We start from the raw sequence: 26297 nt of genomic DNA, 5'->3' as shown, positions 1-26297 counted from the left end.
GTCAGTCCCGCAAGGCCAAGACTTCGCGCCAGTCAGCGCCGGCGCGGTCGCAGGTTTCGAGCAGGTCGTTGACGGTGGGCAGGTCGCGACCGTCCCACCCGAGCTCGCGCAGTCGGTCGGAGATTCTGTGGTGGTCGTGCTCGGGTCGGTTCGGCATTGCTGCGGGCTCCTTCGTCCGTTCGTCATCCTGTTGGGGGCCAGGGAGTGACGTGAGCGTATGCGAGGCAACCGACATTCGTAGGTTTGTTCGAACGGATCGGGACATTCGGTCTCGAACTGTTACCTTGGCGCGAGTGGATGCGCATCGTAGGCTCGCTTCATGACTCCTGGACAGTTGCGCGCGCTCGGTTGGTCGGCGTGGCTGCTGCTGGTCCTGGGCGGGCTGTTCTTCTACCTGGGCGCGACGCTCGATGGCATTTACTGGCTGGCCGTCGTGGGACTGTGCTCGATCGCTGCGGGCGTGACGCTTGGTGCGCGGTGGTTGATCCGCCGTTCGTCCCGCTGACTCACTCCCCGCGCTTCCACCTCTGCACGGTGTTGGTGGAGATCTCGGCTGCGGCTGCGAGTTCGCGGATGGATGCGCCTTCGTTGAGGAGGTCGCGGACGACGTCGCGCAGCTCTGCCTCGGCGTCTTCGAGGGAGCGTTGTGCGGCCCTCAGACGCGTTGTCTGCTCGTCGGTGAGCGTCTGCTTGACCCGGGGCATTCTGCAACGGTAGCTAGCCAACCGTGGCCGTAGTCGCTACAGTTCCCGGCATGTGGTTCGCCGTCTTCCGTCGCCTGTTCTTCCGCCGCGTGGAGGAGCGCCAGTCGGTCGTCGGCATCTACGCGCGCCTCGCTCTGTCGTTGGCGCTGTGGGTTCTCCTGCTGCCGGTGATGCTTCTCCTGCTGCCGTTCCAGCGGCGCGGTTGATGAACGACAGAAAGGCCCCCTCGCGGCTCCGGAAGGAGTGAGCGAGGGGGCCTTCTACGTGTCGACTAGACGGTCTGCCGGAACGTCTCGTACCAGACGCTTGCCGCTGTGGTCGAGTCGCCGATCGAGCGCAGCCCGAGGACGGCGCCAGGTGCGGCGGGGAACGAGCCTCCGGCGAGCTTAAGGTTCGCGGTTGAGGTGATCGTCTGCGAGCCGGAGCCGGTGAACAGGATGGTCACCTGCCGCACTTTCCCGATCTTGTGGCCGGCGATCGCGGTGATCGCTGTGCCCGCGTTGACGCTGATCGCCTCGCAGTAGGACGGCACGCGGACGGTCCCGCTAACAGCGGTCGCCGCCTGTGTTGCGACGGTGAGGAGGTCGCAGCCGTCGAACGAGGCGTTGTGCCCGACGATGATGACGGGCGATCCGGTCGATGATCCGGTGGTGTAGATCTTCGGCATGGTCGAGCCGGAGTAGTTGATGTAGTCGGTAGCGCCCTCTTCGATCACGGCGTACGCGTGGCCGAGCGCGGCTTGCTTCCCGGGGTAGGGGTGGGTTGGTGCGGTGACGGGCATGCTCCCGGTCATCGCCGAGTTGTTGTCCCACACGTCGACCATGATCCGCCAGCGCTGACAGTTGACCAGCCGGATCGCAGCGAATGCGGTGGACGAGACGCCGGTCGTGTTGCTGACGCAGTTGCGGTAGATCTGCACCCCCTCGAGGGTGCAGTTGTTCGCGCCGGACCCGAGGACGCCCTCCTTCACGTTGCCCCAGATCGCGCCGCCCACGATCTTGTTCCCCGACGCGAAGACCGCCGCGCCGTAGCCGAGGTTCTTCTCCGACTGCAGGTTGATGATCGTGTTGCCCGAGGACATCAGGATGATGCCTGCGCTGTCGGTGGGCTCCTCGAGACCGCTCGACCAGATGTGGATGTCGGTGATGTTCTGCGCGCCGACGCCGAGGTAGACGGACGACTTCCCCGCGTAGGCGAGGTCGAGGTGCGCCCACTGGCCATCGGTGGACCCGGAGCCTGCGACGGTCTCGATGTCGTAGCCGCGGTTCTCGCGGGTCTGCACGTTCATCAGGTTGACGGCGATCGCGGTCGCCGCCTTGCCGATTACGATGCCGCGGCCCGTGGCCTTCGAGGACGCGAAGTCCGTCCCGGCGAAGTAGCTCGAGTTGATGACGAGGTTGTCCATGCCGAGCGTGCCGGTGTTCTGGTAGCGGCCGCCCTCAAGCGTCAGGTCCCGGATGCCGGAGTAGGCGGCGTTGAAGGTGAAGAAGTCGCCCGTCGATCCGGCCGGACGCTTGAGGGTCGTGTTCGTGCGCCCGTGCCCCTGGACCACCATGCGCTTGGAGAGCACGAAGCTGCCCGCGAGGAGTGTCGTGCCGGGCGGCATGACAATCACCGCTCCGGACCCGACGTCGGATGGGTCCGGGATGGAGGCGATGAGTGCGCGCAGCTTGTCGCCGTTCCCGGCCGCGAATGACGTCGAGTTGTTCGCGACGATCCCGTAGTCCGCGGCGTTGTAGTAGACCTGCCGGGACTGGTCGAGCGGGACCTTCTTGTCGGGGCCGAGGGTTGCAACCGTCTCGCCCTTGTCAGAGGCGACCAGGGGCGTGCGCTGTTCGGCTGTCAGCATCAGCTGTCCTCTCGGTAGACGAACACAAGGCGTCCGCCCTGTTCGGTTGCAATGAGCCCGTTGCCGAGCTCGATGTCAGCGACCACCTGATCGATGTGCTCGCGGTCCGCCGCGACCTGCTGTGCTGCAGCAAGGGCTTCCGCGACGCCGGGGGGCACGGTCGCGTCGCCCGGCTGGTCGATCGCCACGAGGTCGACGAGCGCCTTGTACGGGATGACGCCGCCGTCCGTGGTGCCTTCGGGGAAGCCGACGATGCGCTTCACGTAGGGCAGGTCGGAACCTTCCTCGATGATCTCTAGGCCCTTGTCGAGCGGCGGGATGGCGACGCGAATGTTCTTCGTCACCCCGTCGATGCGGAACAGGCCCTCGGTGACTTCGACTTCGATGGGTGCCTTCGTGATGAAGCCGTCGAGGTTGCCGAAGCGGACGCGCTGGGTGACCGTGAGCCGGCCGTTCTGCACAGGCTCGCCCGCCGTGTTGAGGATGGGCGGCGCGATCTCCACGTACCCCTGCTCGGTGACCGCGGGAGTCTGCCGAACCAGGTTGATCGACGGGCTGTCGTAGGAGAGCCCGACGCCGTTGACGATCCGCGCGAACACCGCAGTGGTGCCGTACGGGAGGCTGCCTACAGGGAGATCCGCCTCATAGATGCCGGGGCTGACGAGCGTCGCCGTCGCCAGTTCGCCAAGTGTCGACGTCCTCAGGGATACCGAGGAGATCCCTGATTGCGGATCGGATGCCGAGAACTTCACCCGCTGGAAAGGGGGCACCACCACCGTTCCGGTGACGGGGTCGGTGATGCCGCCGGTCGGCGGGGTCGTGTCGGGTGCTGCGGGTGCGAGAACGTTGATCGATCGGCTCTCCGACCATGCGCTGTTGCCTGCGTTGTCGGTGAACTTGACCCGGTAGGACGTGACACCGGCGAGCTCGCTGCTCGTCATGTCGAAGCCCCAGAAGTCGCCGGAGATCTGCGCGCCCACGTTGATGAGGGTGTCGCCGAAGTAGGCGTCCGCGGATCGCACGCCGGACTCGAGATCGACTGCCGTGTACCGGAACTCGACACGCCCCGGCTGGATGTCCCCGGCTGCGGGGGTCGACAGCTGACCAGTCGGAGGCGTCGTCTCAGTTCCGGTGGTGACGGTCTGCACGTTCGACGCGGGCGACGCGTTGCCGGCCGGGTCGTAGGCGACGACGTAGGCATCGTACTTCGTTGCCGGGAGGAGGTTCTCGGCGCGGTAGTTGGTGCCGGTCACCTTCACGGGTGCCGCGTTGTTGAGGTAGATGGAGTAGTCGCGGATCACCCCACGGTCGTCGCTCGCTCCAACCCAGGAGTAATCGATCGACGAGATGCCCGCGGTCGGGGTGGCGAGGGTCGGCGCGATCGGCGCGACCGTGTCCGCAGTCCCCGGGGTGGTGACCTCGAGCAGGTCCGACGACGTGCGGTTTCCGGCGGCGTCGTAGGCGATGACCGCGACGTCGTAGTCCGTGTCGGGGGTGAGCCCGGTCGCCTTCAGGGAGCGCGCCGACGAGGACACGCGCTGCGCGAGCACGCCGTTGACCATCACGTCGTAGCCGGTCACGCCAATGTCGTCGGTCGCGGCCGTCCAGTTGAGGGTGCCACTCGTGGTGGCCAGGTTGGTGACCGTGAGCTCCGGCTTGGTCGGCGGCGTGGTGTCTGCGGTGCCGGAGCCGGTGGTCGCGGTGCGGACATTCGAGCCGGTCCGCTGGTCGGCGTTGTCGACCGCGAACACCTGGTACTGGTACGTGGTGGCGACTGGAAGGCCGGAGTTCTCCCAGGTGAGGCCACTGACGGACGCGACGAGCTCGCCGTTTCGCTCGATCTCGTAGGTGACGGGACCCTCAGCGTCGGTCGCGGCCGTCCACGAGAGCGACACCTTCGACGTGGTGACGGCGGGGATCGCGAGGTTCGGCGCGGTCGGGTAGTCGTCATCGGGCACGACAACGGACGACCCGTCGAAGATCGCCTTGATCTGCGCGCGGGTGTAGTTCGGTGCGACCGTGTCGAACCAGGACAGCGGCTTGCTGGCGAGGGTCGTGTCAACGCCCCACGTCGCGCCGGTCGTCGGCTGCTGGGAACCCTGCGGCGCCTCGGACAGCCACGAGTCCCTGGCGTACGTGAACTTGAACTGGCCGACCGTGCCGATGACGACGAGGCCGTCCGCGGTGCAGCCGGTGGGTCCACCGTTGAGGGCGTTCGGCTTGACGAAACCGGACCCGTCCGCGCGCCACTCGTCCGTGCCCTCAGGGACGGGATAGCGCTTGTTGGTCGAAGGCCCGCCGATGACGAGGGACTGCTCGAAGTGGTAGCCGGTCAGCGCGCCAGTCGACTGGATCGCCGCGTTCGTGGAACCCCACGTGACGGAGCGGCGCTGGCGAACGTTGGAGATGAGCGAGCCGCCGGAGATCTGGCGGGAGTCGGTGTGCGCGGCCTCGCTGGGCTTCTTGCCCTCGGGCAGCTTCTCGCGGAACGAGGGACCCTCGTAGACGCCGGTGAGCAGCACGTCGGTGATGGGTGCGTTCGAGCCGGTGCGGATCGCGGCGGTGTCGAACGAGTTGTCCGGGTAGATCTTCAGCGGACCCTCGGGGAGCACGACGTTGACGAGCTCGATGGTCGACGCGGCCTCGTTGTCGATCGACTGGACGCCCCAGTAGTACAGCGGCCACAGGTTGAACAGCGCCGAGTTGGATGCGCCACGCAGCAGCACGCCACGGTTCAGGCCGTTCGACTTCGGCGCGATGAACTCGTAGCCACCGAACGCGACACCATCCGCGTAGATGGCCATCGACTTCGTGAACGTGCACGAACCGAAATCGCCGAGCGGCGTGATCAGAGTGCGCATCTTCCGGCCGGAGCGACCGGTCGCGAGCCATGCGGCAGAGCCGGCGCCTGCACCCGAGCCTTCCGTGTTGTTGCCGGCCTGGGTGAAGACGACGCATCCGAGGTCCCAGTCCGCGTCGGAGAAGCCGTTGAGGGCCGTCTGGACTGCGGCCTTGGTGAACGGCACGACAGCACGCCGAGTGGAGGAGGCGGGGAGAGCGAGCGCCTGCGCCCGGGTGAGCGTGTTCTTCGGCCAGAAGTCCTTCGACGGGCCGTAGAGACCAGCGGTGGTGGGTGCGGGCATGATGCTCCTCGGGTCAGGCGGTGCGCCCGTTCCCGGGCAAGACGAAAGCCCCCGTCCGATTGGACGAGGGCTGAGGGTTTGAGTGGAGCGGGAAGGGGTAGTGGTTAGGCGCGGTGGTCGGGGCCGCTGCCGTTGCTGGTGTTCGCGAGCGCGAGCCCACCGACTGCGATTCCGGTGTAGGCGACGACCGCCTGAGCTCCGACGAGGATCTCGGGGAGCGCTGCACCGATGCCGAGGAAGTAGGCGGCAGTGCCGCCGACGATGAACGCGCAGATCCCGTAGGTCGCGTAGATGGCCTTGCGAGCGGACGTGCTGGTCACGATCGCGCCGAGGTCGGGGGTGGTGGACATGGCTACTCCTGAGTGATGGGGTCGTTGGCGAGAGTGCTGAGGTCTTCGATGCCCAGCTCTTCCATCTCCTGAGCGGAGGGAAGCGGCATGGGCCCGTGGTGTCCGAGGCGCTCCCAAGAGATGAGCTTCTCGAACGCGCGACGGACGATGCGCTGAACGCGCGTCTGCCGCTTCTCGAGCGCGGTGATGCGCTCATTCAACGGTTCGACAGCTGCGGCGACTGCGCTTTCGACTTCGTCTCGGACGTACTGCATGAGCGTCTTCGAGCCGTCGATCGTGGCCTGTGCGGCGTCACTGCGAACCTTCTTGCGGGTTGCGAGCGACGTGATGAGACTTCCGATGCCGAGCAGCAGCCCACCACCAAGGAGGAGGAGGAGCCACTCAGGCATCTGCACCTCCGGACTTCTCGTCCTTCAGCCGCCGATCACGGATCTCGATGCCGAGAATCCACAGCGCTACTGTCGGCAGGACCATCGCGAAGAGGACGATGCCCGCCACGAAGTAGCGCGTCCCAGCTGCGGTGTGCGCCAACGTCATCAGGGCGAAGAAGTACATGCCGAGAATCGAGAAGATCACCCGCTTGCCCCACAGCTCGAGGCGGCACAGCTTCGGGAACACTGCGCCGAGGAGAGCGGACAGAGCGGCGACCGCGAACATCCCCGCAACACTGTCGGCGAACCAGTCGGGCGCGAGGGTTTCGATAGCGGGGATGCCGACGATGATGCCGATGATGCTGGTCACGACGGCGACGAGGTCGTAGAACGGGAACGCGAACCTGCGAAGAGGAGTGGCCCACTTCTTCTCGTGCTCAGGGATAGCCCCCGGCGCCCAGATGGTGCGTGATCGGAGCGCGTGCAGGAAGTCGCGCATGGGTCCTCCTCTCAGAGGCGAGGAGGGGCTAGACGCCGAGCTTGTCGGCGATCGCACGCACGAGGGGTTCCAGCGCGTCGAGCCGGGAGTTCGCGTTCTGAGCGGCCGTCAGCGTGTCCGCGTCGATGACATCGTTCGGCGCGTCAACGTCCCGGTGCTTCGTCCAGTCGCTCTGCCCGGCGAGGCGGAGCAGCTCGTCCAACTTTGTCGCGGACTGCTGCACGCCGAGCAGGGTGTCCGCGAGGACAACGACAGCGGGCGCATCCACCGTCTTGTGCTTGATCTGGTCTGCGAACGACACGTCGTCTCCTTCGGTAGCGGTGGGGTTGGTCGGGGTGTCATCGAAGCCTTCGCGGATGATGTGGTTCGCTCGGTCGACGATCCATCGGACGTCGAGGTGCTCCGGGCACGTCTTCTTCGCGACGGCCCGGTGCGGAATGACGTTGAAGTCGCGGCCGAAGCCGGGTATCGCGCGGTCGTAGAAGTGCGGGCCGATCTTCGGGTAGTCGGAGAGCTCGGCGTACACGAGCTGCAGCTTGCCGGCGATGCGCCAGTCGAAGCGGACCGCGAGCTGCGCGTGCAGTAGCGCCGACGCCTCGTGCACTTCCGCGGTGGGCTTGGCGGACAGGTCGGGGTACTTCGCCCGGTCGTTGGCGTGCTCGATGGACACGGCCCGGGTGTTCATGTCGGTGTTGCCGTTGCCCCAGGCGACGAGGTCGGGGGCTACGTACTCGGAAACGCGGACCTTGCCGTCTGCGCCGAGGCCGATGCCGTAGTTGGTCGAGTACCCGGTCGACGGCTTCTGGAACATGCCGTCCGTGCCGAGGAGGTATCCGCCCATGTGGTGATCGACTGCACCGACCGGGGTGCGGCGGATCGGCCGCGCCGGCTGATTGGCTGCTGCGGCCGGTATGCGGACGATGGTGAGGCTCATGCTGTTCTCCTCGGTCAATGTCAGTCGTAGATGGCGTCGGCGTGGAGCCACTGCAGGGTGCCGAACGTGCCGTTGCGGTGCACCTGAGTACCCGCGGCCGTGCACGACACCTTCAACCGCAGATCGCCGCCCTGATGGTCATACGTTCCCCACCAGGACCACTCCGAGAATTCGAACGTGAAGAAGTGGTTGCCGTCGTCACTCAGGTTCTGGTCATTCGCCAGCACGCGAACGTTGCCCGCAGCGCCGCCGCTCTGCGCCGACCGGACAGTCGCCCTGAAGCCGATGAGCACCTTGCCTCGCGGGTAGTCCGGGAAGTCCTTCGCCAGCAGTGCGCCCTTGAAGTCGAGCGGGACGTTGTCGACGAGCTCGCCCTCACGCTTGAACGTGAGGTGCTCGTCGTAGTTCACCGGCTTCCCGTCGATGCCGAGACGGAGGTCGTACACCTCGACGTTCCGGTTCGCGGCGCGCGCCCACACCCACGCGATCGGATGCTCCCACCCCTCGCCCGGGGTGTTCAGCAGATCCGGGAGATCCTTCGGCGCCTGCTTGCCGCTCGAGCCGCCAGTGTCGATCGACGCCTTCAGAACGAACGACACCGACATCGACAGCCACGAGGAACGCGCGACCAGCAGCCACCACTTGCCGCCACTGTTCGGCACCGGCACGTCCACGAGGACTTCCTGCTGCAGCACGTGACGGATGCCCGCCGCCTGGCCGATACCGCGGCCGACCTTCACTCGAGACTGGCCCGAGATGGGCGTCACCTTCCACGACGACGCCCCGTACACGCACCCCCTGCCGGTGCCCGGAGTCAGCGCGTACGCCCACTCGCGCTCATCGACGGTCTCATCAAATCCGTACGTGGGCATACGCCGCTCCCGTCACTTTCGTAGGTCTTTCCGTTGGTTGCGGCGTAGCGCTTGCAGTTGCTTCGCCTGACGTCGCTCGGGCGCCTGGTTCTCGCCGAGAGTCGGAGTGATCTGCACGCCGTCGCTGTCGACCACGAACTCGACTTCAGCGATGCGCTCCTCGACGTTCACGCCCGCGATGCGCACGTTCAGTCGATCGCCGAGCTCGAAACCGCCCGGACCGAAGTAGAAGCGCTCGCTGGTCGTCAACTTCGCGGAGATCGACAGGCCCGCCGCGTTGTCCGCTAGCGCCTGCTCACCCGTGCGTCGCAGTACTTCCGACGCCGCATCCCGCTGCTCCTGCGTGATCCCCGCGACGAGGAAGAAGTACTTCGGCACCTTGAACTCGTCGTCGAGATCCTCAGGCCACGTCAACTCGACGTCGTTCGTGGACTCGAAGATCTCCCGCGGCCACCGCGACCGAGACTCAAGCCCCGTGTCGTCGCGTTTCTCCGCGAACATGCGGCCGGCGTCAGAACCGTTCCCGCCGACCACCACCCGAGTCGCCCCGAGAGTGCGCGTGTACTTCAGCTCCGACAGCAGCCCCGACGCCGGATCGATCGGCGACGGGAACACGTTCGGTTCACGCCACACGACCTGAGCGAACTCATCACCCGGATTCTGGAACACCTCAAGAGAGCCGCCCGCGTCGAACAGGATCGTCTCGAGCGCCTCATCGATCGACCCGAAGCGCACCTCAGGGATCGCGACGATCCGGCCGCGACCACGATCAGGTTCCACCCGAAGCTGCAGACCCATCCGGCTCACAAGGTTCTCGACGATCAGGGTCTTCGCGGCAGTCTCCGCCGGCATCGTCGCAGCATTCCACGCGTAGTAGCCGACCTGACTCTGCACTGTCCCGGTCTTCAAGTCGCCCGGCGCATGCCATGCCTGAGCGAGATCGTCCAAGCTGATGGTGCCCAGCGCATTGCCGGGACGCACCCACGCGGGAGTGTCGAACAGGGACCAGTCGTCGGTGATCTCGAACGGAACCAGACCGCCAGGCAGGCCGTCAGCTTCACGCTCGAGAGCGACACCTGAGATGAGCGTCTTCCCCATCCAAGTGATGACGACGCCCGCACCATCCGCCTGCAGATCAGCGAGCGCGGGATGCTCGGTAGAGATGGTGATGGTGGCAGTCCCGCGTGCGTTATCCCGCGCGGTGACTTGCAGCTCGGTGAAGTCCGCCAGAGGACGCACGCGCCGCAGATTCGCATCCACGATAGCCACACTGAGATAACGGCGGTCGAGGGGATTCACGCGGCCCTCCGATACTTCGGCGTCCACTCCGCCTTCACCCGCCCAGTGCCATACACCAGCACACTCACCGGAACCGCAGACCCCGCAGGCAGAGACGCGAACCCCCACGACGCCTCACGCGTCAGATCCACCGACTCCGCACCCGTCCACAAGACAACGCTGTAGTTCCGGCTATCCACCGTCACCTGCTGCCCATCCGGCACCGCACGATCAAGCGCAACCGTCTGGCCGGCGACCGTCAGCTCGAACGACTCGAACGGACCAGTCAACGTCCACGTCACCGGCGAAGGCACATCACCCGGATTGAACAGGTTCTGCGCGTTCCTCACGATCGAACGCGACCGGTAGAACCGCGGACCACCCGCCTGACCACGATCGCGGCCGTAGAAATCGACCGGCGCCTTATTCGGGTTGAAGTCGAACGACAACTTGTCGCCACGCCAGAACGGATCATCCGCGACGACATCCATCGGCACCCGCGCCCGCTTGAACAAGTCCGGGTCCGCATCCACCGACCAGCGCCCATCACTACGAAACCGCAGATCCAGATATCGGGAGCCGCGACCCTCAGTAGCCACCTCGAGAGTCGCGTACTTCGACGGCTCCCACGACTTCCACCAACGCCGATCAATCGACCGAAACTCAGCCGGCCGATCCCAACCGATCTTCGCGACGAACGAACCCTGCCGAGGCTGAGCACGCGTCCCCACGAAACGCTGACCATCGAGACCAGCCGACTGCTGAGTCTGCTCCTCCCACTCAGGATCACCGAGCAGACCCTCAAACGAAGACCCGTCGATGTGCACCTGGTCTCCGCCGAGATCCCAGCGCTCACCATTTGTACCCACCAGCAGATAGCGCGACATCAAGCAGCCCCTCTAGTTGTCGTACAAGGCCAGCGCCTGCGACTGCTTACGTGTCATCTCCTTGGCCCACTCATTCGGGCCGGAGTTGTAGAACGTGTTGCCACTGCCAAGGGACACCACAGGCGCGATCGTCTTTCCGCCGTACGAGTACGACGACGAATACTGCGCAGGCATCGGCGCCAACGACCGCGGGTCGACTAGGCCACCACTCGAGTAGCCGCCGAAGCCGCGGATATCGCCTCCCGAATGCATGTACTCGAGAGCTGCACGGTTGTACGGGTTAGCGACCGTCTCTTGCTTCGAGACCCACTCGCCTCGATGCACAATTCCGGCGGGCACGTACTTGCCGCCATCCCCGGTATAGCCGCCGGAAGCGAACGTCCCCAGTCGCCCGCTGCCCGACTCCACACCATTCAGGTCGGGCAGCTGCGCGCGGTAGATGATCGTGCCAGACAGCGTCCCGTATGCCGCTTGGAAGTTCTGGATTGAGATCACCGCGCCGGAGGTATCCGCGAGGATGTCGATCTGCTTCTGCGAGGGCAGGGCGTACACCTTGTCGGTGAGACCTTGCACCTCATCGGCATTCGCGCCGGCCGCAACAGCGCCATCGATCATCGACTGCTTGCTTGTAGCAAGGGTGCCGATGTAGATGTCGGTGGCAGCCTTTGCGCCCATCGTCGTCTTGTCGACCTCGTACTGCGCCTTCGCCGCGTCCTGAGCTTTCGACGCGACGTCGGCGAGCGTCGACGCGTTCTGAGCCCCGACCAGACTGTTCTGATCCAGGGAAGCCGAAAACCCGTCGAGCGTCTCGGTGTAGCCGTCCAGCGACCCGTTCGCAGCGAGGTAGTCGTCCTTCTGCTTCTGAATCCAGTTGTCCTCGAACGCCGCCTTCACGCCATTCAGGGACTCGAGGTAAGCAGTATTCGCCTCAACCGACGACTGGTTCACACCGTTCAGCTCGTTCAGCTGCTCAATGAAAGCGTCAAGCTCCTCAGCTACCGCAGCCGCCGCGTCCGCCTGATCCAGATAGTTCGTGGCCGCAGTCTCGCTAGCTTCCGCGCTGGTCTCCGTAGCCGCGGTCGTCGCGCCAAGTGCGAGCTCGAGAAGGGCGGCAGAGTTCGCTGCCTCATCCGAACTCGACACGTTGATGCCGAGTGCCGTCGCTTGAGCGGTCAGGGCATCTCGATACTCGGGCATCGTGTCGAGGAGGACTGCCTGCTGCTCGGCCGTCAGGTTGTAGTCGTCGGCCAGGCCCTTGAAAGCGGCCTGGGCGGCAGGGAGATCTGTGCCGGCAAGGTTCGCCAACTCGTCACCGAGACGATCGAGCCCGTCGATCGCACCGAGCTCGTTGAAGTTCAGGCTCAGGGCGCCGAGGAACTGGTCTTGAGCAACTCCCGCGCGATCAAGAAGATCCGGCAGGTTCTTGAGTGAGTCGCCATAGTCACCGAACAGGGTCTTGGTGGCGCCGTCCGACTTTGCGGCCAGCCGCAGCAGCTCGGCCGCGCTCGCACTGCGCTTCAGCGCGTTCTCGAACTCGCCGGAAGTGGCCTGCCCCTTCTTGATCGCATCAAACAGGACGGTGACGGCAACTGCGGCCGCTGCGAGGGCGAGGCCAAGCGGCCCACCAGCGAACGCAGCAACGCCCTTCAGCTTGCCCGTGACGCTTGTCGCCGTGACCCCCAGGGTCTGCAGGGCAATGCGGGTTTCGGCGATCCTCGGGACGATGGTTAGCATCGCGCCGGTGCCGAGGGCAAGAGCTGCCGTGACTACGCCGATCGCGAGCGCGGCAGTCTGGACGGGCTGAGGCATGTCATTGAACACATCGACAGCGCCCGTGACCGCCTGGACCATAGCCCGGAGCACATCGTTGCCAGCGGAACCGGTCTTGATGAGCGCGGTGTCAATCGCCCCGCCGAGGTACTCCATGTCGCCGGAGAGGTTGTCGAGCTTGATCGCGGCAGTCTCCGCCGCGTAGCCAGCGTCATCGACCTTCTCGGCCCAGTCGTCGATGCCTTCCGCGCCATTCGCGTAAAGGACATTGGCCGCGCGCACGGCGTCGTTGCCGAAGATGGTCGCCAGGGCAGCATTGCGCTGCTCGTCGGTCAGCCCGCCGAGCTTGGACTCGAGCTGGCCTGCGATCTCCGAGAAAGAGAGCATGTTGCCGGAGCTGTCGTAGATGGAGAGCCCGTAGTCTTCCATGATCCCGCGGGCCTTGTCGGACGGGTTCTGCAGGGCGAGGATCGCGGTCTTCAGCGACGTGCCCGCGTCAGAGCCGACGAGGCCAGCCGCAGCGAACGCCGCGAGCGTGCCCGTCGTCTCCTCGATCGAGAAACCCGCCTGAGATGCCACGAGGCCGCCCTGATTGAGGGCGTTCGACAGGTCCTCGACGGAACCCTGCGCCTTACCTGCACCGGCTGCGAGGAGGTCAGCGATGTGCGGGACCTCGGAGCCCTTCAGGCCGAACTGAGTCATCGCCGTTGCGGCGATCTCAGCCGCCGCCGCCACGTCGAGGGAGCCGGCCGAAGCGAGCGACAGGGCGCCAGTGAGCCCGCCGCCAATGATGTCGGACGTCGAGACGCCCGCTTTGGCGAGCTCGTTGATTGCGTTCGCAGCCTCAGTGGCAGAGAAGACCGTGTCCGCACCGGCCTGCAGTGCCGCCTCACGGAGCAGGCCCATGTTCTCGGCCGACTCATGCGTCGACGCAGAAACCTCCGACATCGCCTGATCGAACTCAGCGAACTTAGAGACCGCCAGCCCTACAGCCGAAGCCGCCACCGCACCGATAGCGAACGCCGCAGTACCAACCTGCGTCATCGCCTCGCGCTGCTGACCGAGCTGATCCTTCGCATCGGTCGTCGTCTCGCGCTGCTTGCGCTTCATCGCCTCGAGCCCAGCGATGTACTGCTGAGCCACCAGGACAGCAGTGACCTTGACAGTGCGGTCGGCCATGCGAACCTCCCGCCGTGTGTTGAGTTAGTGGATCGACTTCTTCTCGACGCGCCAAACGAGGCCCTTGGGCATCGGTCGGTCGCCGAGCTCGGCTCGGTATGCCTCGCGGGCTTCATCCGCGGCGCGCTCTGCGTAGTTCACTTCCGGGCCTTTGGCGACATACCAGTGGGTCGGGTGCTCGCCGTTCAGGTCCGCGCCAGGAGACATCGCCTCAGACAGCGGCTGCCCATACGGCCCCATGTCGCGCTCAAGCTCAGCGAGAGCCAGGAGCAGATTGACCTGCTCGGCGTTGAACTCCGGCTCGGTCTGAATCTCGGTGCCGACGAATCGGCCCCGCTCGTCACGGACGCGCACGTGGCGCTGGGTGGGTGACCAGCCAGCGATCACGCGAGGAGCGCGCCCCAGGCGGGCTGCTAGCTCGACTTCTGCGCGGAGCCGGCCTGACGCGCGGAGGCTTTTTTTGCGCGCTGCACAGCCCGCTCAGGGTCCCACTCGTTGAGCACGAACAGGGCGTCAGCGATTCGCTCCACCTCATGGCCGGACAGGACAGCGAGAAGGTCGTTCCACTGCTCCTTCGGCAGCGAAACCTCGTTCTCGCTATCGAGTAGACGGCCGCACGAGACGACCGCAGCTGGAGTGACCTCGTGCAAGTTGAACCCGTAGCGGAGGTCCAGTGCGACGTGAGTGCGCGGCGGGTGCTCCGCAATCAGCGCAGCCCACTTCAGGCCGTCCATCCGGTAGAAGCGGAACTTGTCGACCGTTGCGGACGACAGCATCTCGTCGATCCGCTCGCCGACCGCGATGCTCTGATCGACCGCGCCGAGCCGGGCGTCACGCTTGAAGTCGTCGGCGAGCCTGTCGCGCTCAGCCTCGAGCTGGCCGATCTGATCCGACAGGTCCGCGTCGAGCAGAACCTCAAGATCCATTGAAGCTTTCGGGGCAGCCTTCGCTGCGGCCAGGCGATCCTGGAAAGACATGCGTTACCTCCACGGTAGCCACGGTGCGAAAGAGCCTGCGAGCGCGCCCCGTGGACGGACGCGCTCGCAGGGGATCAGGTGAGAGTGATCTCGCGCGGCGGCTGCGAGTAGACGCCGATCCGCGTCTTCGTGAACTTGCCCGACTCCGCCGGCACGCGGTCAGCGTCCGACAGGGTCACGACATGCACGATGACCTTCTGACCGGTCGCGACGTCGGTCTGGTTCGGCAGGTTGCGGCGCTCGTAGAACACGAACGGCGCCGACGTGTCGCCGAGGACAACGTCAGTCGATCCGGCGGCGGTCGACTCCGTGTACGTGATCGTGAAGCCGAGCGTCTTGCGGTCGAGCGAGTTCAGCACGGCCGCGAGAGCGAGGCGCGCGTCCTCCGTGGTCGCCGTCGAGCTCGTCGGCTGCCAGCCGTTCGACGTGAAGCCGTACGTGATGCGAGTGCCAGCCTTCACGGCCGTTGCAGTCGTCGCGACCGTCGTGCCGGGGACGGCGATGATCGTGAGGTTGCCGGACACGTCGACGGCGGGCGGGATGATCTCCTGAACATCAGGCATCGGGGGTATTCCTTTCGGTATCCCCCGTCGCGGGGGCTTGATGGGTAGATCCGGGCATGCCGGAGACACCGCTCAGGGGCGGTGACAGATAGGAGTAGAGCTAGACGAACGTCTGGCTCGAGAAGCCGACCTCAGCGACGTGGAAGTAGGTGCGCGGGTTGCTGTCTGCGTCGTCCTGCACCGGGATCGGCGACGACACCGTCACGCGACCGGGGAACTCACCATCGATCTCAGGGATCACGCCGAAGCCGCGGACGACCAGCCGCGAATGCCAAAGCTCGAACGCCCACTTCGCCTGATCGACCGTCTTGCCGACCGAGTGGATCGTCCAACTCGGGTTCGCGTCGAAACGGCCACCACCGAGACGATCGCCGCTGTCCTCGCCATCAGCCGGATGCACCACCACGTACGGCAGGGCCGCCGACTGCAGGCCAGGATCGGAGAGCAAGAAGACCTTCTCGGCGAGTTGCATCGGTAGGCGCAGGCGACTCAGCAGCCATGCGTCATGCTTGCGGGTCACAGGCCAGCCGCCTTCTCCGCTTGCTGCAGCGCGATGTCGATACCGCGCTCAAGATCCGCGACGTTCTCCGCCAGGGCAGCTGATCCGTAGTTGCGAGGGGCGTGAAGCGGCGTGCCGAACTCATTTGCCGCGCCGTACTCAGAGATGGCGCCAAACGGGCCCTGGAAGCGGCCCTTGTCGTACCCGATCTCAGCTTCGATGGCTGACCGAGACGATGAGTCCGACTTCACGTCGTAACTGACCGCGCCGGCCAGACCCGGAAGACCAGGCGACCCGGTCACCTTCTGCCGCCAGTCGTCTTTCACGTGGCGCGCAGTGACCTCCATAGCCTTGCGGAGATTCGACCGGGCGGCGGACGGTACTGTGCCGAGCTTGGCGGCGAGTGCGTCAAACTCAGTGAAGTCGAAGTCGATCTCGCTCATCGCGTCTCCTCCACTCGGAAGCGTCTCGCGGTGCCCAGTGACTGGCGGTGCGCGGTGATGATGCGCATTTCGACGCCGACCAGCGCCGGGTCCCATACGCACTTGGTGATGCGAGCGATGTGGTCACGGTCGACGTCGGCCGAACCGGCCGCGTTGACCGGCAGGCTCAGCGTGGCCTCCTGTTCGACGCGCTGCTGACCCTGAACGTCGATCTCCTGCGCGCCGACAGTGCCAGCACGGAACCGGCAACGACCTTCGTAGACCGTGCTGTCGATGCTCTCGTAGTTGCCTGTCTCCTCGTTGAAGACGGTCCCCGAGCTGCGCGACACGATCACGCACTCATCGACCATCAGCGCGTCAGCCTGAGCACGAAGCGCCGGAAGTTCGGCGGCAACGTCCTCGTAGAGGCTCACTCGTCGCCACCCTCGAAGATCGGGGCACCGGCGAGCTCGAGCCCGCACGAGCAGTACAGGGCGCCGAACATGCGCGCGCACCACGGCAGGTGCGGTGACGTCGACCCGACAGTGTCGATCGAGAACGCGCCGCCCTGCTCCCCGGTTAGCCCGAGGAACGCCCACCAGTCGGACACCGACACGCGGCCCTTGCCCGACTGGTACGTGCGCGACGTGGAAGCGTCATCGATCGACACGGTCACCTGTGTCGCGTCGTCCGGCTTCTTGATGTGCGCGACGACCGCCTGGCGTACGACGTAGTCGAGTTTCGCCTCATCGATCTGGTCGGTCTTGCCGACCTCGACCTGACGATCCTCGATGAGCATGTAGGCGTCATCCACCCACATCGTCCACTGCTGCTCCGTAATGGAACCCGGTTCGGGGGCGGCCTGCCCGAGAGCAACCGCAAGCTTTGCCGGCGTCACAGCCATGACCGCCCCCTACCTTCTAGTCGGACTTCTTGGCGCGGGCCGCGGGGCGCTTGCCCTCGTCGGCCGGCTTCCACCCGGAGGCGAAACGGTCGTCCTTGGAGTCGTCGACCGAGACGACGACGTGAGTGTCGAGGTTCTCGAAGCGACTCATCAGACGTTCGCCACCTTGTCGACCACGGTCGAGAAGCCGTCGAGGTCCATGACGCCCCAGCCGTAGACGACCTCCGCGCGGAGGGCGATCTGGTTCTGGCGCTTCAGGTCGCCCTGACCGTCAGGGTCACCGAACTCGATGACCTCGACGGGGATGTCCTTCTGGACACCCCAGCGGAACAGGTCCCACTGGCCCATGATCGCCTTGACGCCCGTGTTCGCGGTCGCCTCGGGGACACCCGACACGGTCGAGGTCGAGAACGCGCGCAGGCCCTCGAACGCGGTGACGTTCGAGCCAAAGCCGAGCTCGGGGTACTTTTTGCGGCCGTCCGCGTAACGCGAGGTCGCGATCGTCCACGCGTACGTCGGGTCGAAGATGACGCCGTTGGGGATGTACCCGTCCGCGATGATCAGGCCGGCAGCCTGCTCGAGCACGAGATCCGGGGTGGTCAGCGTCGCCGTGGTCAGCTCGACGCTGTTCGTGGTCGTCGCGATGCGGTCGCCGGTGACGATCGATGCGGCCGCGGCACCCGTGAGCGGGTTGATGCCGTGGAACGCGCCGAGGTCGAGAGCGCGAGCGAGCGCGAGGCCCGCCTCGTTCGCGAGGGTGGTGAGGACCCCGAGCTGGTAGTCCTCGTCCGCCCACTGCACCTCCTGGTTGAAGCGCTGCGTCACCTGGAACTTGTGCGGGGTGACGACCTTGGTGCCGAACGTGGTGTTCGTCGACCCCTTCTGCGCACCCTCGCCGACGAGCTCGGCGCGGGGGCGACCGGTGAGGGTCATGTGCGTCACGGAGCCGAACTTCTGCGGCTCGGCGCCGGAGATCGCCGCGATGCCGGAACCGGTCGTGGCCTTCGCGAACATGCCGTCCGCGATGTTCTGGGGCAGGGTCAGCCCCGAGGTGGCAAGGATTGCCATGATGATGCCTTTCGGTTAGTCACCCTTGGAGCCGAAAAGCTGCTTTACGAACTCGCGTTCGTTGCTGGGCTTCGGCGTGGAGGTGGAGCCTTCTTTGGGGACGACCAGGCCCGTTGCCTGCTTCTCTCCCCGGAACGTGATGAGCGCATCCGCGTGCGCCTCGAGCTCCGCCTGAGTGCTGCCGGTCAGCAGGGAGACGGGGACGCCCTTGGCGGCGGCGACTTCGGCGCGGAGGGCCTTCGCCTCCCGCTGCTCCACCTCAGCGAGGCGAGCGGCGAGCTTCTCCGCATCCGTCTTGTCCCGGTCCTCGAACTCCTTGAGACGCTTCTCCGCGGCTGCCCGAGCTTCGCGCTCGGCCTTCAGTGCCGCGATGCCCGCCTCACCGAGCTTGTCGTCTGCCTTCGCAGGCGGCTCGACAGCGGGATCGGTCGTGGTGGGTTCGGTGATGGGGTCGGACATGACGGTGCCTTTCGTGGGATGCGGCATCGCGCCGCAGCGGACCCGGCAGCCATCGCGGCAGCGGGAGATCAGTAGAACGAGTCGAGGTACTCGCGCAGACGACGACGCGACTCGGGGGTGCGGTTCCGGCGAGATCCCAAGTACTGGAAGCCGGACGCTTCCTCACCGACGTCGCCGCCGACGAACACGGGCTGGGCACTGCAGTTGCAGTTGGGGTGCGCCGCGAATTGGGCCGTCGACTCCTTGTAGACGGCGCCACGATCGGCGAGCATCCGGCAGAGCTTGCAGCCACCCGACGTGATCCGACGCCAGCCGACCGACTGCGGATCTTTCTGCTGGTTGGTGAGGATCGTGTCGCGGAACGGGCGCGCCGTGTCCAGCTGGATCACGCCAGCCAAACGGTCGCCAGCGAGAAGCTCATCACCCTGGAACAGCGGATCGGCAGCCCACGCAAGCGCCCGCCGCAGCTTCACCGTCCGATCGGCTACGACCAGCTCGACGCGGTAGACGCCAGCAGCGCCGGCAGCCTCGCGCTGGTCCTCGTAGAAGTCGGCAGCCAGAGCCGCGGACCCTTCGGAGTAGTAGCCGACGAGATCTTCGCCGCCATCGAGCAGCGCGGTACGGCGACTCTCCGGCGAACCGGACGTCGACCGCAGCAGCTCGAGCGACGTCGCCGCAGCTTGCCCCGTGAGGAGCTTGAGCGCCGCCCGCGACTCCTTAGGCGACATCCGCCGGCACCGGAGCCGCAGCAGGCGCAGGCGGCGTCAGAGCGGCAATCACAGCGCGACCGTTGGCACGCCGCCGCTCAGCCAGCGCGCGACCGATCTGCTGAGCGTCCAGCCCGAGTAGCTCGAGGCCGACCTCAGTCTCCGCAAGCCACGGGACCGCTGCGAGCTGCTTGCCGCCAGCGTCCGCCGCGGCAGCCTTCGACAGGTAGATCGGCGACCGCCACTTCGGAGCGATCGACGCCCAATCAGCCGGAACCGCGTTCAGGCCATTCTGGATAGCCAGAGCACGAGTGACAGTGCGACGGATCGGAACGGACCAGTCGTCCATAGCGCCCTCAGCCTCAGCGATCAAGTTCTCCCGCGACGCCGAGTACGACTCGGCCGACGTCGGGTTCGCCATGTCCGTCAGCGCGAAGTCCGAATCGGGGAGATCCGACTCCCGCGCAATCAGCTTCGCCACCGCGTTCAGCTGCGCCAGATGCGACTCCGGCGACTGCGCATCGAACTGCTTCACGTCAGCGCGCGGATTGGTCGCGTCATCGTCATCCGGGATACCGAACTGTCGACCAAGCGCCACCTGCCACGAAGACTTCATCGAACCGTCCTGGTTCTTGAAGATCGACTCATCCGCGCCGAGAAGGATCAGCTTCGGGATCGTGTAGATATCCATGTGCGCCTCGAGGCGGATCAGCGCACGTAGCGCCGAGTCCTGATGGGCCATGACGGCACGAGTGATCCGCGACTTGCCCATCCGACGCGACGAACGCGGCCGGTAGATCAGCGGCTCAGCAGGAACACCCCACGGGTGCTCGCGACGATTGACAACCCACTTCGCGCCGGACAGCTCCGCGCTGATGGTCACACCATCCAGGTACAGGATGAAGCCCGTGATCTTGTCGCCCTCGCGGCTCGTCACCGACAGCAGCGAGTTGAGGGCGCGCTTTCGCACGTTCCACTCGCCAGTCGCGTTCAGACCATCCTTCGCGTGCACCAGCGCCGGCGACTCGCCGACCGCAGTGTCGCCCTGCGTCGTGATCAGGTACGAGACGCCGTGAATCAGCGAATCCGTTCGCGCCTGCGAGATCTCCGACAGTAGGAAGTTTCGATCCGCGAGCTCCGCGATACCAAGGCTGTCGAGATCCCCGTCCGGCCAGACCATCTTCTCGAGGTTGCAGCGCCGGCCCAGACCATCGACCGTCTTCGCCGCCCAGCCCAACGCGAGGCCGATGCGTGCGTACTGCGGCGGGATGACCGTGCCGATCTGCTGCGCCGCCCGCTTGCCGTCGTAATACGACGACCGCAGCAGGTTCCGAGACGCCTTCGCGTCCAACTGCTGAACCAGCAGGTTCAGCGTCCGGCCCTCGTCATCCGACAGGCCATCGACGGTCAGCTTCTCGCTCAAAGCACCACCGCCGTCCTAGATCCAGAACGCCGCACAGGACGCTTCACGTTGTCGTTTTGAGCGCCCCACAGGGCGAGAGTCGCTGACACGATCGGAGTGATATCCGACGCCGCATCCTTCCGGTTCCACGCCCAGCCGCCCGCCAAAGGCCGCTTACGCGCCACCGACAGGGCCACGTTCACCTGCGGCTGATCCGTGTGCCGGACCGAACCGTCGATCACCGAGTCGAAGAACTTCGCAGACGCGATCGCCATGTCCCGGCCCTCCGCTGCAGCGAGAGTCACCTCGACATCCGTACCGACCAGGAAATTCCTGTCCCGGCGCTTCTCCACCAGGCCCGACATCTCGTCCACCACGACCGCATGCAGCCGGTTCTTCGAGACGCGGGCTTCGATCCACGGGATCACCCAGTCGACGCCCTTACGCTGCTCATCGAGCTCCACATGCCAGCGCCCATCTGGCCGCATGCCAGCCAGGGACACGGACGCCATCTTCCGATCCGGCGGGACATCGATAGCCAGCGAGAGGCGCTCTACCGCCATCGACGACGCATCCGCGATTAGCGACCACGAGTGCTCATCGATCACGCGTGCCGTCTCGGTCGGGTCCCAGATACCCAAGCCCTCACGGCGGAACGAATCATCATCTGTCAGCTGCTCGCGCATCCGCTCGATCGACTCGACCGGAGTACGAGCAGGGAACGACGGGTTCGCCTTCGCCCACTGCTTCCGATCGTCAGGATCAGCGCCGTCATCCGCCGAGAACTCGACGTACACGATGTTCTTCGCCTTGCCCGACAGCGCCTTCGACCGGCGGTTCGTGAACTCCTCGCCAGGATCAGACGGCCGAGGTGGTGTGCCCATGAAGAACAAGAGCGCACCAGACGGCTGCTGCGACTGGTTCGCCGCCGGCACCATGTCCTCGAGCGCCTTCGCTGTCAGGATCTGCGCCTCGTCGAACACTTCCGCGTCGACCTTGTCGAATCCGCGGCCGAAGCCCTGCTCGCGGGCGCCGAACATGATCACCGACCCGTTACGGAAGCTGATCTCCTGCTCGCCGTTCGTCGACCGGATCGCCTTCACGTGCGGCCAAATCTTCTTCTTGCGGACCATGCCCTGCATCGAGTTGAACGTCATCGATGCGGTACGTGTCCGGTGCGCAGTCCACAGGACCGTGAAGCCCGGGTTCAGAACACACAGGACGATCATGATCATGCCGACCCAGAACGTCTTGCCCACCTGGCGCGGGATCGACAGAACGATGCCACCGACCGTGGCCGCGTACTTCCCGTCCTTGCGCTTACCCAAGGCCACCGAGCCGGCGCCGTGCTGCCACGGGTCGAACTCGACACCCATCTCCGCAGCCTTTGCCACGATCCGCGGCCAAGCAGTCGTCACGATCCCCGCAGGGATCACCACATGGCGGGCAGCCTCAGATAGCCGCGGCGTCGAACTCACCGTCGCCGACGTCGACATGCGCGCCCGCCTCCTGCTCGCGAGCATCGATCGCCTCGATGTCGCGCACCGTCTCCATCAGCCGCTTCGTTAGAGCAGCCAGATCGCGAGCCGGCGTATTCGGGTCCTCAACCGCAACCGCGATCCGATCCCGCGTCGCCGACAGCAGCTCCCGAGCAGTACCCGACTTCGCCGCCTCAGTCACCGACTTCGTGCGCTTCGGACGCTCATCCGCGGCAACCGCGCGCAGAGGATTCGATGCTCGAGCCATGCCGGATCACCGCCTTCCAGGGGGTTGGTACAAACGAGCAGCCACCCTCATGATCACTGCACTTCAGTGTGGGAAAAACGCCGGGGGGAGATTCGGTCTATACCCGGAGGTCTTTGGCAGAGCCGTCGAGGGGCCCTCCCCCACCCTTGTGTGAGGTTTGTACCAAGGTTTGTATTGGTACAAAAGGGCCCTTTTTGACCCGTTCGAGGGTCACTCGAGGGACCGCGACCGCCTGACGATCGGTGCGACGAGTCGCGCGCGCTTGGTGCTGTTGCAGCTACTACATCGATGCGCTGCCCGAACATTGGACAGCGCATCTTCACCGCCAAGATGCAACGGTCGAACATGATCTATGACGAAGGACAGCGGGTCAGTATGCGGCGCATCCCACAAGATCGGACGCCCGCAGATATGGCAGTCGGGCTTGGCCTTAGCTACCCGCTCGCGCATCTTGGCTTGGTGCCAGGAGTTCCGCTTCATAGTTCTCCTTGGCATGCTTCTTGCTGTTGCATATCCTGCACGCCAGAGCAGCGTTTGATCGGGCGTGAGCCCCACCGTTCACGAGCGCTTGGATGTGGTCCAGGCTTGGGTAGGTCGGGCCGCTGATGTGCTGCTGCCAGCCGCCCTTGTTGATCCGGGTCTGATAGTCAGACGGATTGCACTCGACTCCGCACAGATAGCAGGCCCGGTGCCCTTCTGCCCAGAGCGTGCGCCAAGACAGCAGTCGATCAATCGTCGGTGCGTTAGCTATCCGTGCCCTACGGCTCGCGCGTGCCGCTGCGGTTACCTCGGCTCCACGCCCTTCAGTGATCCACTTCTGGTGGTAATGAGAGCGACAGAGGCCAACAGTCGAGGACAGGGCGGAGCACTTAGGTGCGGAGCAAGTCGGGTCATACTCGGGTCGTCCGACACTCGCATCGCCGTGCGTCTTGTGCCGACGGTAGTGCTTGTCGCACATGCCACCGGCGCGGGAGTCTGCTTCACAGGAGCCAACCGAGCACTTCTTCTTCTCAAACCGGCCATTCGGGTCGCCGTAACGGCGGTACTTGTTGTAGTGCTTCCAGCACCACCCTCGAGGTGCGCTGACGTTCTGCTCGCATCCGAGCACGCTGCATGTACTATTGGTCATGTCGACCCCCAAGGTCGTCCGTGCCCGGGCTGTTAGCGCAGCGCCGGGTCTTTCTCTCTGTAGTTGTGATGGCTTCAGTCGGCGTCGTCACCTCGGAGCCAGTCGCATCCTTGGGTGCAGTCGGCGACGCATTGCCAGTGGAAGACGCGGTGGCAGCAGTTCATGCATGCGTGTCCGTGGCAGGTGGTGCAGGTCATGGGGTGTCGCCGGCTATGGAAGCGGCGGTACGAACGTGTAGCGCACGTTGGAACTCGCGAGGCTGCGGTCTTCGATCACTCGCCATCCTTCGGGGATGTCGTGCTCGATCTCACGGGTGATGACCCGATCGCCGTCAGCCGTACGCAAAGCGTGGCCACGATCGTCGCTGACGACCTGCTCGGCGATGATCTTGTTGTCGCGGAACGTGAACGGGTGGAGAACGAGCGACCACATGCCCGTCCAGGACTCGGGTTCGTATCCGAGCGCAATGGCCAGGTCGTACTCCCATGCTTCGCCTTGCACGTCCTCGGCGAGGATGCGTGCCCGCTGCTGCTCTGCGGTCTCGGTGATCATGCCCGCCCCGGTTCACGCTTGGTTGTCGTCGATCATTTGTTTGAGTTGGGCTCTGACACTTTCGTCGAGCCGTTCGCCTACCTGCCATGCGTATCGCGGCACGCCCATCGAGTCGTAGCTGACGGGTTCAGGTTCAGCCGTCGTCACGGTCGCCCTCGAGCAGGTCACCAATGCGTGTTGCTACCCACTGCGCAAGGTAGGCCTGCGAGTTGGGGTTGGTGTCTTGCGAGTCGTAGCCGTTCGCGTATCCAACCGTGTCGTCTCCGTCGATGTTGACGACGTTCGAGACGGTGTAGCCGACGACCCAGTCGACGACGACGGCGGTTTCGCGTTCGGGGACGTCGCCTTCTGCGTCTGAGCGGTAGTGCGCCTCGATCGCTTCGGCGAGAGCCCGCTTAGTTTCGGCGCTCATCGTTCGAGTGCTACCCACATGGCGCGGGCATCGAGGAAGGCGTCTGCGGTCTTGGGCCTGAGCCGTCCAGTGTTCGCACATTCGGCCATCTGGTAGTCGATCATGTCGACGTGGTCGAAGCCGATGAAGCCCGGCGTGATGTTGAATCTTGAGACTCCATCGTCGACACTCGTCACGCCGCCGTCTGCTTCGATCGCGGCTTCCCACTCGGCCTTGGTCATCAGCATCGGCATCGGCTCAGTCAGCATGGTTTGCTCCAGATTCTGCGCAGGCTTGGAGTCAGTCTGTGGTTGGCACGGTCGACAGGATTTGAACCTGCAGCTTCCGACTTTGGAGGTCGGCACTCTAGCCAGTTGAGTTACGACCGCACGCCTTTGATGATCCTTTGGGGAAAGTGCAAGAGTTGCGCTTCCCCCAAAGGCGGGTCAAAGGGGTGTTGCCTCGTGCTCGCGTCGCGTGCGTGTGCGCGTGGCTGCTGTGTCGACGGCCGAGGCAAGTGGTGTCGCGCGTCCGCTTCTGTCCACCGCCATGCCTTCGACAGGTGGGTGAGGAGGGTGCCGCGCGAGTAGGTGGGGGCTTATATCGTCCCGTTATCAGCTGTGGGCTGATGTTCATCCACGGTCACGCTTGCATGTGCGTGGCCGTGGGACTTGGCGCATCGTGTGCGCCGCCTGAAACGACGAAAGGCCCCCGCCGAAGCGAGGGCCTCCCGTGAAGGTGGTGAACTGGAAACAGGCAAGGCTGTGCGAATTCGGTATATCTAAACACAAGCACGCGGCAAGATGCAACTCTGGGCTAGCGATGGAGCCAATCAGCGACGAGGCATGCGATGACGCCAGTCGCGATCGAGCCGACCAGTACTCCGACTGCGAGCACCTGAATTGGGTCCGCCAAAGCAAGCCAAGCGTTCACGCCTCCTCCTCTGGCACCCACAGGATGTGCGCGGGCAGTTCGATAAGGCTCGAGAACGTGGACATCTCATTGCCCGCCTCAATCCAGTAGTCGCGCCCGTTGCTGATCTGCTTCTCGTATGCGACGCCAGTGCGCCCACGAACAATTGCTTCGGAGGGCAACGCGTCCAGGTCGCTTACGGTCTCGGCTAGCCGGTCTCGCTTCGGCTCCCAGTTGCTGCTGATGTCTTCGATCACGTTCGCGGCTTCGACGAGGAGTTTGGCGGTGTCGATGTCGACGTTGAGGGTGGCTTTGCGGAGGCGGTCGATGAAGCCGGGGTAGCCGCCGGGCTTGGCGTCTTTCGCTTGGGTCAGTCGTAGTGCTTCATGCGCCGCATCCATGGCCGTCCAGTACCGGTCTGGGTCGGCTTTCAGAATGAGGTGCACGTTGCGCACCCCGTCTTCGATGTCTTCCTCTGCCATACCCGCCTTGCGCAGTTCGTCAGGGATGTCGAAGGTCTCCGCTTCGGCCGCTTCGTCGATCCCTCGCAGCACGTCCTCCGCGGCCATGAGGCACATGGCTCGGTCGTAGTTGAAGTCGGACCGGTCTACGTCCCACTTGTCGGCGTTGTGCTGACGCAGCGGCCCGGTGAACAGGAGCTTGGCGACCGCTTCGATACGCGGGTCCTTCTCGGCGGTCATAGCGTCACCCCTGCCTTGATCTTCTGCCA

General features: G+C 65.2%; 34 protein-coding genes and 1 tRNA gene. 2 read left to right on the top strand and 33 right to left on the bottom strand.

Going from position 1 to position 26297, the window contains the following annotated elements:
- Window position 1 precedes the first annotated feature (1 nt).
- Entirely contained in the window at window positions 2–157 is a 156-nt protein-coding gene (locus EDF22_RS20690) for a hypothetical protein (RefSeq protein ID WP_185038706.1), read from the bottom strand.
- A gap of 162 nt (window positions 158–319) precedes the next feature.
- On the opposite strand from EDF22_RS20690, the gene EDF22_RS03270 reads away from it, so the two are divergent.
- The gene (locus EDF22_RS03270) at window positions 320–505 is read left to right on the top strand and encodes a hypothetical protein (protein WP_123702366.1); all 186 of its coding nucleotides are present in this window, start codon (window positions 320–322) and stop codon (window positions 503–505) included.
- 1 nt (window position 506) lies between these two features.
- Here the strand turns inward: EDF22_RS03270 and EDF22_RS03265 are convergent, their stop codons facing one another.
- Window positions 507–704, bottom strand: coding sequence for a hypothetical protein (locus EDF22_RS03265; RefSeq protein WP_123702364.1), 198 nt, complete (start codon window positions 702–704; stop codon window positions 507–509).
- Window positions 705–754: 50 nt separating this feature from the next.
- Between EDF22_RS03265 and EDF22_RS20685 the strand changes: the two genes are divergently transcribed.
- A complete protein-coding gene (locus tag EDF22_RS20685) occupies window positions 755–910 on the top strand; it encodes a hypothetical protein (RefSeq protein WP_185038704.1) in 156 nt (51 codons plus the stop codon).
- 65 nt (window positions 911–975) lie between these two features.
- On the opposite strand, the gene EDF22_RS03260 is transcribed toward EDF22_RS20685, so the two are convergent.
- The 31 genes from EDF22_RS03260 to EDF22_RS03125 form a co-directional block, all read right to left on the bottom strand.
- Window positions 976–2553, bottom strand: a complete 1578-nt coding sequence (locus EDF22_RS03260) for a glycosyl hydrolase family 28-related protein (RefSeq protein ID WP_123702362.1) — start codon at window positions 2551–2553, stop codon at window positions 976–978.
- Window positions 2553–5696 (bottom strand): fibronectin type III domain-containing protein, encoded by a 3144-nt coding sequence (locus EDF22_RS03255; protein ID WP_185038702.1) that lies wholly within the window; start codon window positions 5694–5696, stop codon window positions 2553–2555. The genes EDF22_RS03260 and EDF22_RS03255 overlap by 1 nt, the downstream gene beginning before the upstream one ends.
- A gap of 104 nt (window positions 5697–5800) precedes the next feature.
- Entirely contained in the window at window positions 5801–6046 is a 246-nt protein-coding gene (locus EDF22_RS20680) for a hypothetical protein (RefSeq protein ID WP_185038700.1), read from the bottom strand.
- Between the two features lie 2 nt (window positions 6047–6048).
- Entirely contained in the window at window positions 6049–6435 is a 387-nt protein-coding gene (locus EDF22_RS20675; protein WP_185038699.1) for a hypothetical protein, read from the bottom strand.
- Window positions 6428–6916, bottom strand: coding sequence for a hypothetical protein (locus EDF22_RS03250; RefSeq protein WP_123702358.1), 489 nt, complete (start codon window positions 6914–6916; stop codon window positions 6428–6430). Before EDF22_RS03250 ends, EDF22_RS20675 begins: the two co-directional genes overlap by 8 nt.
- Before the next feature lie 28 nt (window positions 6917–6944).
- On the bottom strand, window positions 6945–7850 hold the full coding sequence (locus EDF22_RS03245) for an N-acetylmuramoyl-L-alanine amidase (RefSeq protein WP_123702357.1): 906 nt from the start codon (window positions 7848–7850) through the stop codon (window positions 6945–6947).
- Window positions 7851–7870: 20 nt separating this feature from the next.
- Entirely contained in the window at window positions 7871–8722 is an 852-nt protein-coding gene (locus EDF22_RS03240) for a hypothetical protein (RefSeq protein WP_148059102.1), read from the bottom strand.
- A gap of 12 nt (window positions 8723–8734) precedes the next feature.
- Window positions 8735–10021 carry a Gp37-like protein gene (locus EDF22_RS03235; RefSeq protein WP_185038696.1) on the bottom strand — a complete coding sequence of 429 codons (1287 nt, stop codon included), beginning with the start codon at window positions 10019–10021 and terminating at the stop codon, window positions 8735–8737.
- Entirely contained in the window at window positions 10018–10887 is an 870-nt protein-coding gene (locus EDF22_RS03230; protein WP_148059101.1) for a hypothetical protein, read from the bottom strand. Before EDF22_RS03230 ends, EDF22_RS03235 begins: the two co-directional genes overlap by 4 nt.
- A gap of 12 nt (window positions 10888–10899) precedes the next feature.
- On the bottom strand, window positions 10900–13836 hold the full coding sequence (locus EDF22_RS03225; RefSeq protein ID WP_123702349.1) for a phage tail tape measure protein: 2937 nt from the start codon (window positions 13834–13836) through the stop codon (window positions 10900–10902).
- A 24-nt stretch (window positions 13837–13860) separates the two neighbouring features.
- Window positions 13861–14190, bottom strand: coding sequence for a hypothetical protein (locus tag EDF22_RS03220; protein WP_148059100.1), 330 nt, complete (start codon window positions 14188–14190; stop codon window positions 13861–13863).
- A gap of 59 nt (window positions 14191–14249) precedes the next feature.
- A complete protein-coding gene (locus EDF22_RS03215) occupies window positions 14250–14813 on the bottom strand; it encodes a hypothetical protein (RefSeq protein ID WP_148059099.1) in 564 nt (187 codons plus the stop codon).
- A 74-nt stretch (window positions 14814–14887) separates the two neighbouring features.
- Complete coding sequence (locus EDF22_RS03210; RefSeq protein WP_123702343.1) at window positions 14888–15376, bottom strand: hypothetical protein; 489 nt, start codon at window positions 15374–15376, stop codon at window positions 14888–14890.
- Between the two features lie 100 nt (window positions 15377–15476).
- Window positions 15477–15896 carry a hypothetical protein gene (locus EDF22_RS03205; protein WP_123702341.1) on the bottom strand — a complete coding sequence of 140 codons (420 nt, stop codon included), beginning with the start codon at window positions 15894–15896 and terminating at the stop codon, window positions 15477–15479.
- Window positions 15893–16318, bottom strand: coding sequence for a hypothetical protein (locus EDF22_RS03200; RefSeq protein ID WP_123702339.1), 426 nt, complete (start codon window positions 16316–16318; stop codon window positions 15893–15895). The genes EDF22_RS03205 and EDF22_RS03200 overlap by 4 nt, the downstream gene beginning before the upstream one ends.
- Window positions 16315–16731, bottom strand: coding sequence for a DUF6093 family protein (locus EDF22_RS03195; RefSeq protein ID WP_123702337.1), 417 nt, complete (start codon window positions 16729–16731; stop codon window positions 16315–16317). The genes EDF22_RS03200 and EDF22_RS03195 overlap by 4 nt, the downstream gene beginning before the upstream one ends.
- Window positions 16728–17201: a hypothetical protein gene (locus EDF22_RS03190; RefSeq protein WP_123702335.1), complete on the bottom strand. Its 474-nt coding sequence runs from the start codon at window positions 17199–17201 to the stop codon at window positions 16728–16730. Before EDF22_RS03190 ends, EDF22_RS03195 begins: the two co-directional genes overlap by 4 nt.
- A gap of 16 nt (window positions 17202–17217) precedes the next feature.
- The gene (locus tag EDF22_RS21195) at window positions 17218–17352 is read right to left on the bottom strand and encodes a hypothetical protein (RefSeq protein WP_260303048.1); all 135 of its coding nucleotides are present in this window, start codon (window positions 17350–17352) and stop codon (window positions 17218–17220) included.
- Window positions 17352–18269: a hypothetical protein gene (locus EDF22_RS03185; RefSeq protein WP_123702333.1), complete on the bottom strand. Its 918-nt coding sequence runs from the start codon at window positions 18267–18269 to the stop codon at window positions 17352–17354. The genes EDF22_RS21195 and EDF22_RS03185 overlap by 1 nt, the downstream gene beginning before the upstream one ends.
- Window positions 18270–18284: 15 nt before the next feature.
- Complete coding sequence (locus EDF22_RS03180) at window positions 18285–18728, bottom strand: hypothetical protein (protein ID WP_123702331.1); 444 nt, start codon at window positions 18726–18728, stop codon at window positions 18285–18287.
- Between the two features lie 68 nt (window positions 18729–18796).
- The gene (locus EDF22_RS03175) at window positions 18797–19456 is read right to left on the bottom strand and encodes a hypothetical protein (protein ID WP_123702329.1); all 660 of its coding nucleotides are present in this window, start codon (window positions 19454–19456) and stop codon (window positions 18797–18799) included.
- The gene (locus EDF22_RS03170; RefSeq protein ID WP_123702327.1) at window positions 19446–20858 is read right to left on the bottom strand and encodes a phage portal protein; all 1413 of its coding nucleotides are present in this window, start codon (window positions 20856–20858) and stop codon (window positions 19446–19448) included. Before EDF22_RS03170 ends, EDF22_RS03175 begins: the two co-directional genes overlap by 11 nt.
- Window positions 20855–22333: a terminase gene (locus EDF22_RS03165; RefSeq protein ID WP_185038694.1), complete on the bottom strand. Its 1479-nt coding sequence runs from the start codon at window positions 22331–22333 to the stop codon at window positions 20855–20857. Before EDF22_RS03165 ends, EDF22_RS03170 begins: the two co-directional genes overlap by 4 nt.
- Window positions 22290–22583, bottom strand: coding sequence for a hypothetical protein (locus EDF22_RS03160; RefSeq protein WP_123702325.1), 294 nt, complete (start codon window positions 22581–22583; stop codon window positions 22290–22292). Before EDF22_RS03160 ends, EDF22_RS03165 begins: the two co-directional genes overlap by 44 nt.
- 210 nt (window positions 22584–22793) lie before the next feature.
- Complete coding sequence (locus EDF22_RS21465; RefSeq protein WP_397460149.1) at window positions 22794–23033, bottom strand: HNH endonuclease; 240 nt, start codon at window positions 23031–23033, stop codon at window positions 22794–22796.
- Window positions 23014–23541, bottom strand: coding sequence for an HNH endonuclease (locus EDF22_RS21460; RefSeq protein ID WP_397460148.1), 528 nt, complete (start codon window positions 23539–23541; stop codon window positions 23014–23016). The genes EDF22_RS21465 and EDF22_RS21460 overlap by 20 nt, the downstream gene beginning before the upstream one ends.
- 381 nt (window positions 23542–23922) lie before the next feature.
- Entirely contained in the window at window positions 23923–24264 is a 342-nt protein-coding gene (locus EDF22_RS03145; RefSeq protein WP_123702319.1) for a hypothetical protein, read from the bottom strand.
- A gap of 133 nt (window positions 24265–24397) precedes the next feature.
- Window positions 24398–24676 (bottom strand): hypothetical protein, encoded by a 279-nt coding sequence (locus EDF22_RS03140; protein WP_123702317.1) that lies wholly within the window; start codon window positions 24674–24676, stop codon window positions 24398–24400.
- A complete protein-coding gene (locus EDF22_RS03135; protein WP_123702315.1) occupies window positions 24673–24924 on the bottom strand; it encodes a hypothetical protein in 252 nt (83 codons plus the stop codon). The genes EDF22_RS03140 and EDF22_RS03135 overlap by 4 nt, the downstream gene beginning before the upstream one ends.
- 43 nt (window positions 24925–24967) lie before the next feature.
- Window positions 24968–25044 (bottom strand) — tRNA-Trp (locus tag EDF22_RS03130).
- Window positions 25045–25584: 540 nt separating this feature from the next.
- Entirely contained in the window at window positions 25585–26268 is a 684-nt protein-coding gene (locus EDF22_RS03125; protein WP_148059098.1) for a hypothetical protein, read from the bottom strand.
- Window positions 26269–26297: the final 29 nt, after the last annotated feature.

Source organism: Rathayibacter sp. PhB127 (assembly GCF_003751665.1).
GTDB classification, from domain to species: domain Bacteria; phylum Actinomycetota; class Actinomycetes; order Actinomycetales; family Microbacteriaceae; genus Rathayibacter; species Rathayibacter festucae.
The sequence above is the reverse complement of the archived record's forward strand: the minus strand, read 5'-3'. Positions and strand labels throughout refer to the sequence as shown.

Bases quoted from the DNA above. Each gene is read 5' to 3' on its own strand.
- EDF22_RS20690 (WP_185038706.1), bottom strand. From the start codon at position 157: ATGCCGAACCGACCCGAGCACGACCACCACAGAATCTCCGACCGACTG.
- EDF22_RS03270 (WP_123702366.1), top strand. From the start codon at position 320: ATGACTCCTGGACAGTTGCGCGCGCTCGGTTGGTCGGCGTGGCTGCTG.
- EDF22_RS03265 (WP_123702364.1), bottom strand. From the start codon at position 704: ATGCCCCGGGTCAAGCAGACGCTCACCGACGAGCAGACAACGCGTCTG.
- EDF22_RS20685 (WP_185038704.1), top strand. From the start codon at position 755: ATGTGGTTCGCCGTCTTCCGTCGCCTGTTCTTCCGCCGCGTGGAGGAG.
- EDF22_RS03260 (WP_123702362.1), bottom strand. From the start codon at position 2,553: ATGCTGACAGCCGAACAGCGCACGCCCCTGGTCGCCTCTGACAAGGGC.
- EDF22_RS03255 (WP_185038702.1), bottom strand. From the start codon at position 5,696: ATGCCCGCACCCACCACCGCTGGTCTCTACGGCCCGTCGAAGGACTTC.
- EDF22_RS20680 (WP_185038700.1), bottom strand. From the start codon at position 6,046: ATGTCCACCACCCCCGACCTCGGCGCGATCGTGACCAGCACGTCCGCT.
- EDF22_RS20675 (WP_185038699.1), bottom strand. From the start codon at position 6,435: ATGCCTGAGTGGCTCCTCCTCCTCCTTGGTGGTGGGCTGCTGCTCGGC.
- EDF22_RS03250 (WP_123702358.1), bottom strand. From the start codon at position 6,916: ATGCGCGACTTCCTGCACGCGCTCCGATCACGCACCATCTGGGCGCCG.
- EDF22_RS03245 (WP_123702357.1), bottom strand. From the start codon at position 7,850: ATGAGCCTCACCATCGTCCGCATACCGGCCGCAGCAGCCAATCAGCCG.
- EDF22_RS03240 (WP_148059102.1), bottom strand. From the start codon at position 8,722: ATGCCCACGTACGGATTTGATGAGACCGTCGATGAGCGCGAGTGGGCG.
- EDF22_RS03230 (WP_148059101.1), bottom strand. From the start codon at position 10,887: ATGTCGCGCTATCTGCTGGTGGGTACAAATGGTGAGCGCTGGGATCTC.
- EDF22_RS03225 (WP_123702349.1), bottom strand. From the start codon at position 13,836: ATGGCCGACCGCACTGTCAAGGTCACTGCTGTCCTGGTGGCTCAGCAG.
- EDF22_RS03215 (WP_148059099.1), bottom strand. From the start codon at position 14,813: ATGTCTTTCCAGGATCGCCTGGCCGCAGCGAAGGCTGCCCCGAAAGCT.
- EDF22_RS03210 (WP_123702343.1), bottom strand. From the start codon at position 15,376: ATGCCTGATGTTCAGGAGATCATCCCGCCCGCCGTCGACGTGTCCGGC.
- EDF22_RS03200 (WP_123702339.1), bottom strand. From the start codon at position 16,318: ATGAGCGAGATCGACTTCGACTTCACTGAGTTTGACGCACTCGCCGCC.
- EDF22_RS03190 (WP_123702335.1), bottom strand. From the start codon at position 17,201: ATGGCTGTGACGCCGGCAAAGCTTGCGGTTGCTCTCGGGCAGGCCGCC.
- EDF22_RS21195 (WP_260303048.1), bottom strand. From the start codon at position 17,352: ATGAGTCGCTTCGAGAACCTCGACACTCACGTCGTCGTCTCGGTCGAC.
- EDF22_RS03185 (WP_123702333.1), bottom strand. From the start codon at position 18,269: ATGGCAATCCTTGCCACCTCGGGGCTGACCCTGCCCCAGAACATCGCG.
- EDF22_RS03180 (WP_123702331.1), bottom strand. From the start codon at position 18,728: ATGTCCGACCCCATCACCGAACCCACCACGACCGATCCCGCTGTCGAG.
- EDF22_RS03175 (WP_123702329.1), bottom strand. From the start codon at position 19,456: ATGTCGCCTAAGGAGTCGCGGGCGGCGCTCAAGCTCCTCACGGGGCAA.
- EDF22_RS03165 (WP_185038694.1), bottom strand. From the start codon at position 22,333: ATGTCGACGTCGGCGACGGTGAGTTCGACGCCGCGGCTATCTGAGGCT.
- EDF22_RS03160 (WP_123702325.1), bottom strand. From the start codon at position 22,583: ATGGCTCGAGCATCGAATCCTCTGCGCGCGGTTGCCGCGGATGAGCGT.
- EDF22_RS21465 (WP_397460149.1), bottom strand. From the start codon at position 23,033: ATGCGCGAGCGGGTAGCTAAGGCCAAGCCCGACTGCCATATCTGCGGG.
- EDF22_RS21460 (WP_397460148.1), bottom strand. From the start codon at position 23,541: ATGTGCGACAAGCACTACCGTCGGCACAAGACGCACGGCGATGCGAGT.
- EDF22_RS03145 (WP_123702319.1), bottom strand. From the start codon at position 24,264: ATGATCACCGAGACCGCAGAGCAGCAGCGGGCACGCATCCTCGCCGAG.
- EDF22_RS03140 (WP_123702317.1), bottom strand. From the start codon at position 24,676: ATGAGCGCCGAAACTAAGCGGGCTCTCGCCGAAGCGATCGAGGCGCAC.
- EDF22_RS03135 (WP_123702315.1), bottom strand. From the start codon at position 24,924: ATGCTGACTGAGCCGATGCCGATGCTGATGACCAAGGCCGAGTGGGAA.
- EDF22_RS03125 (WP_148059098.1), bottom strand. From the start codon at position 26,268: ATGACCGCCGAGAAGGACCCGCGTATCGAAGCGGTCGCCAAGCTCCTG.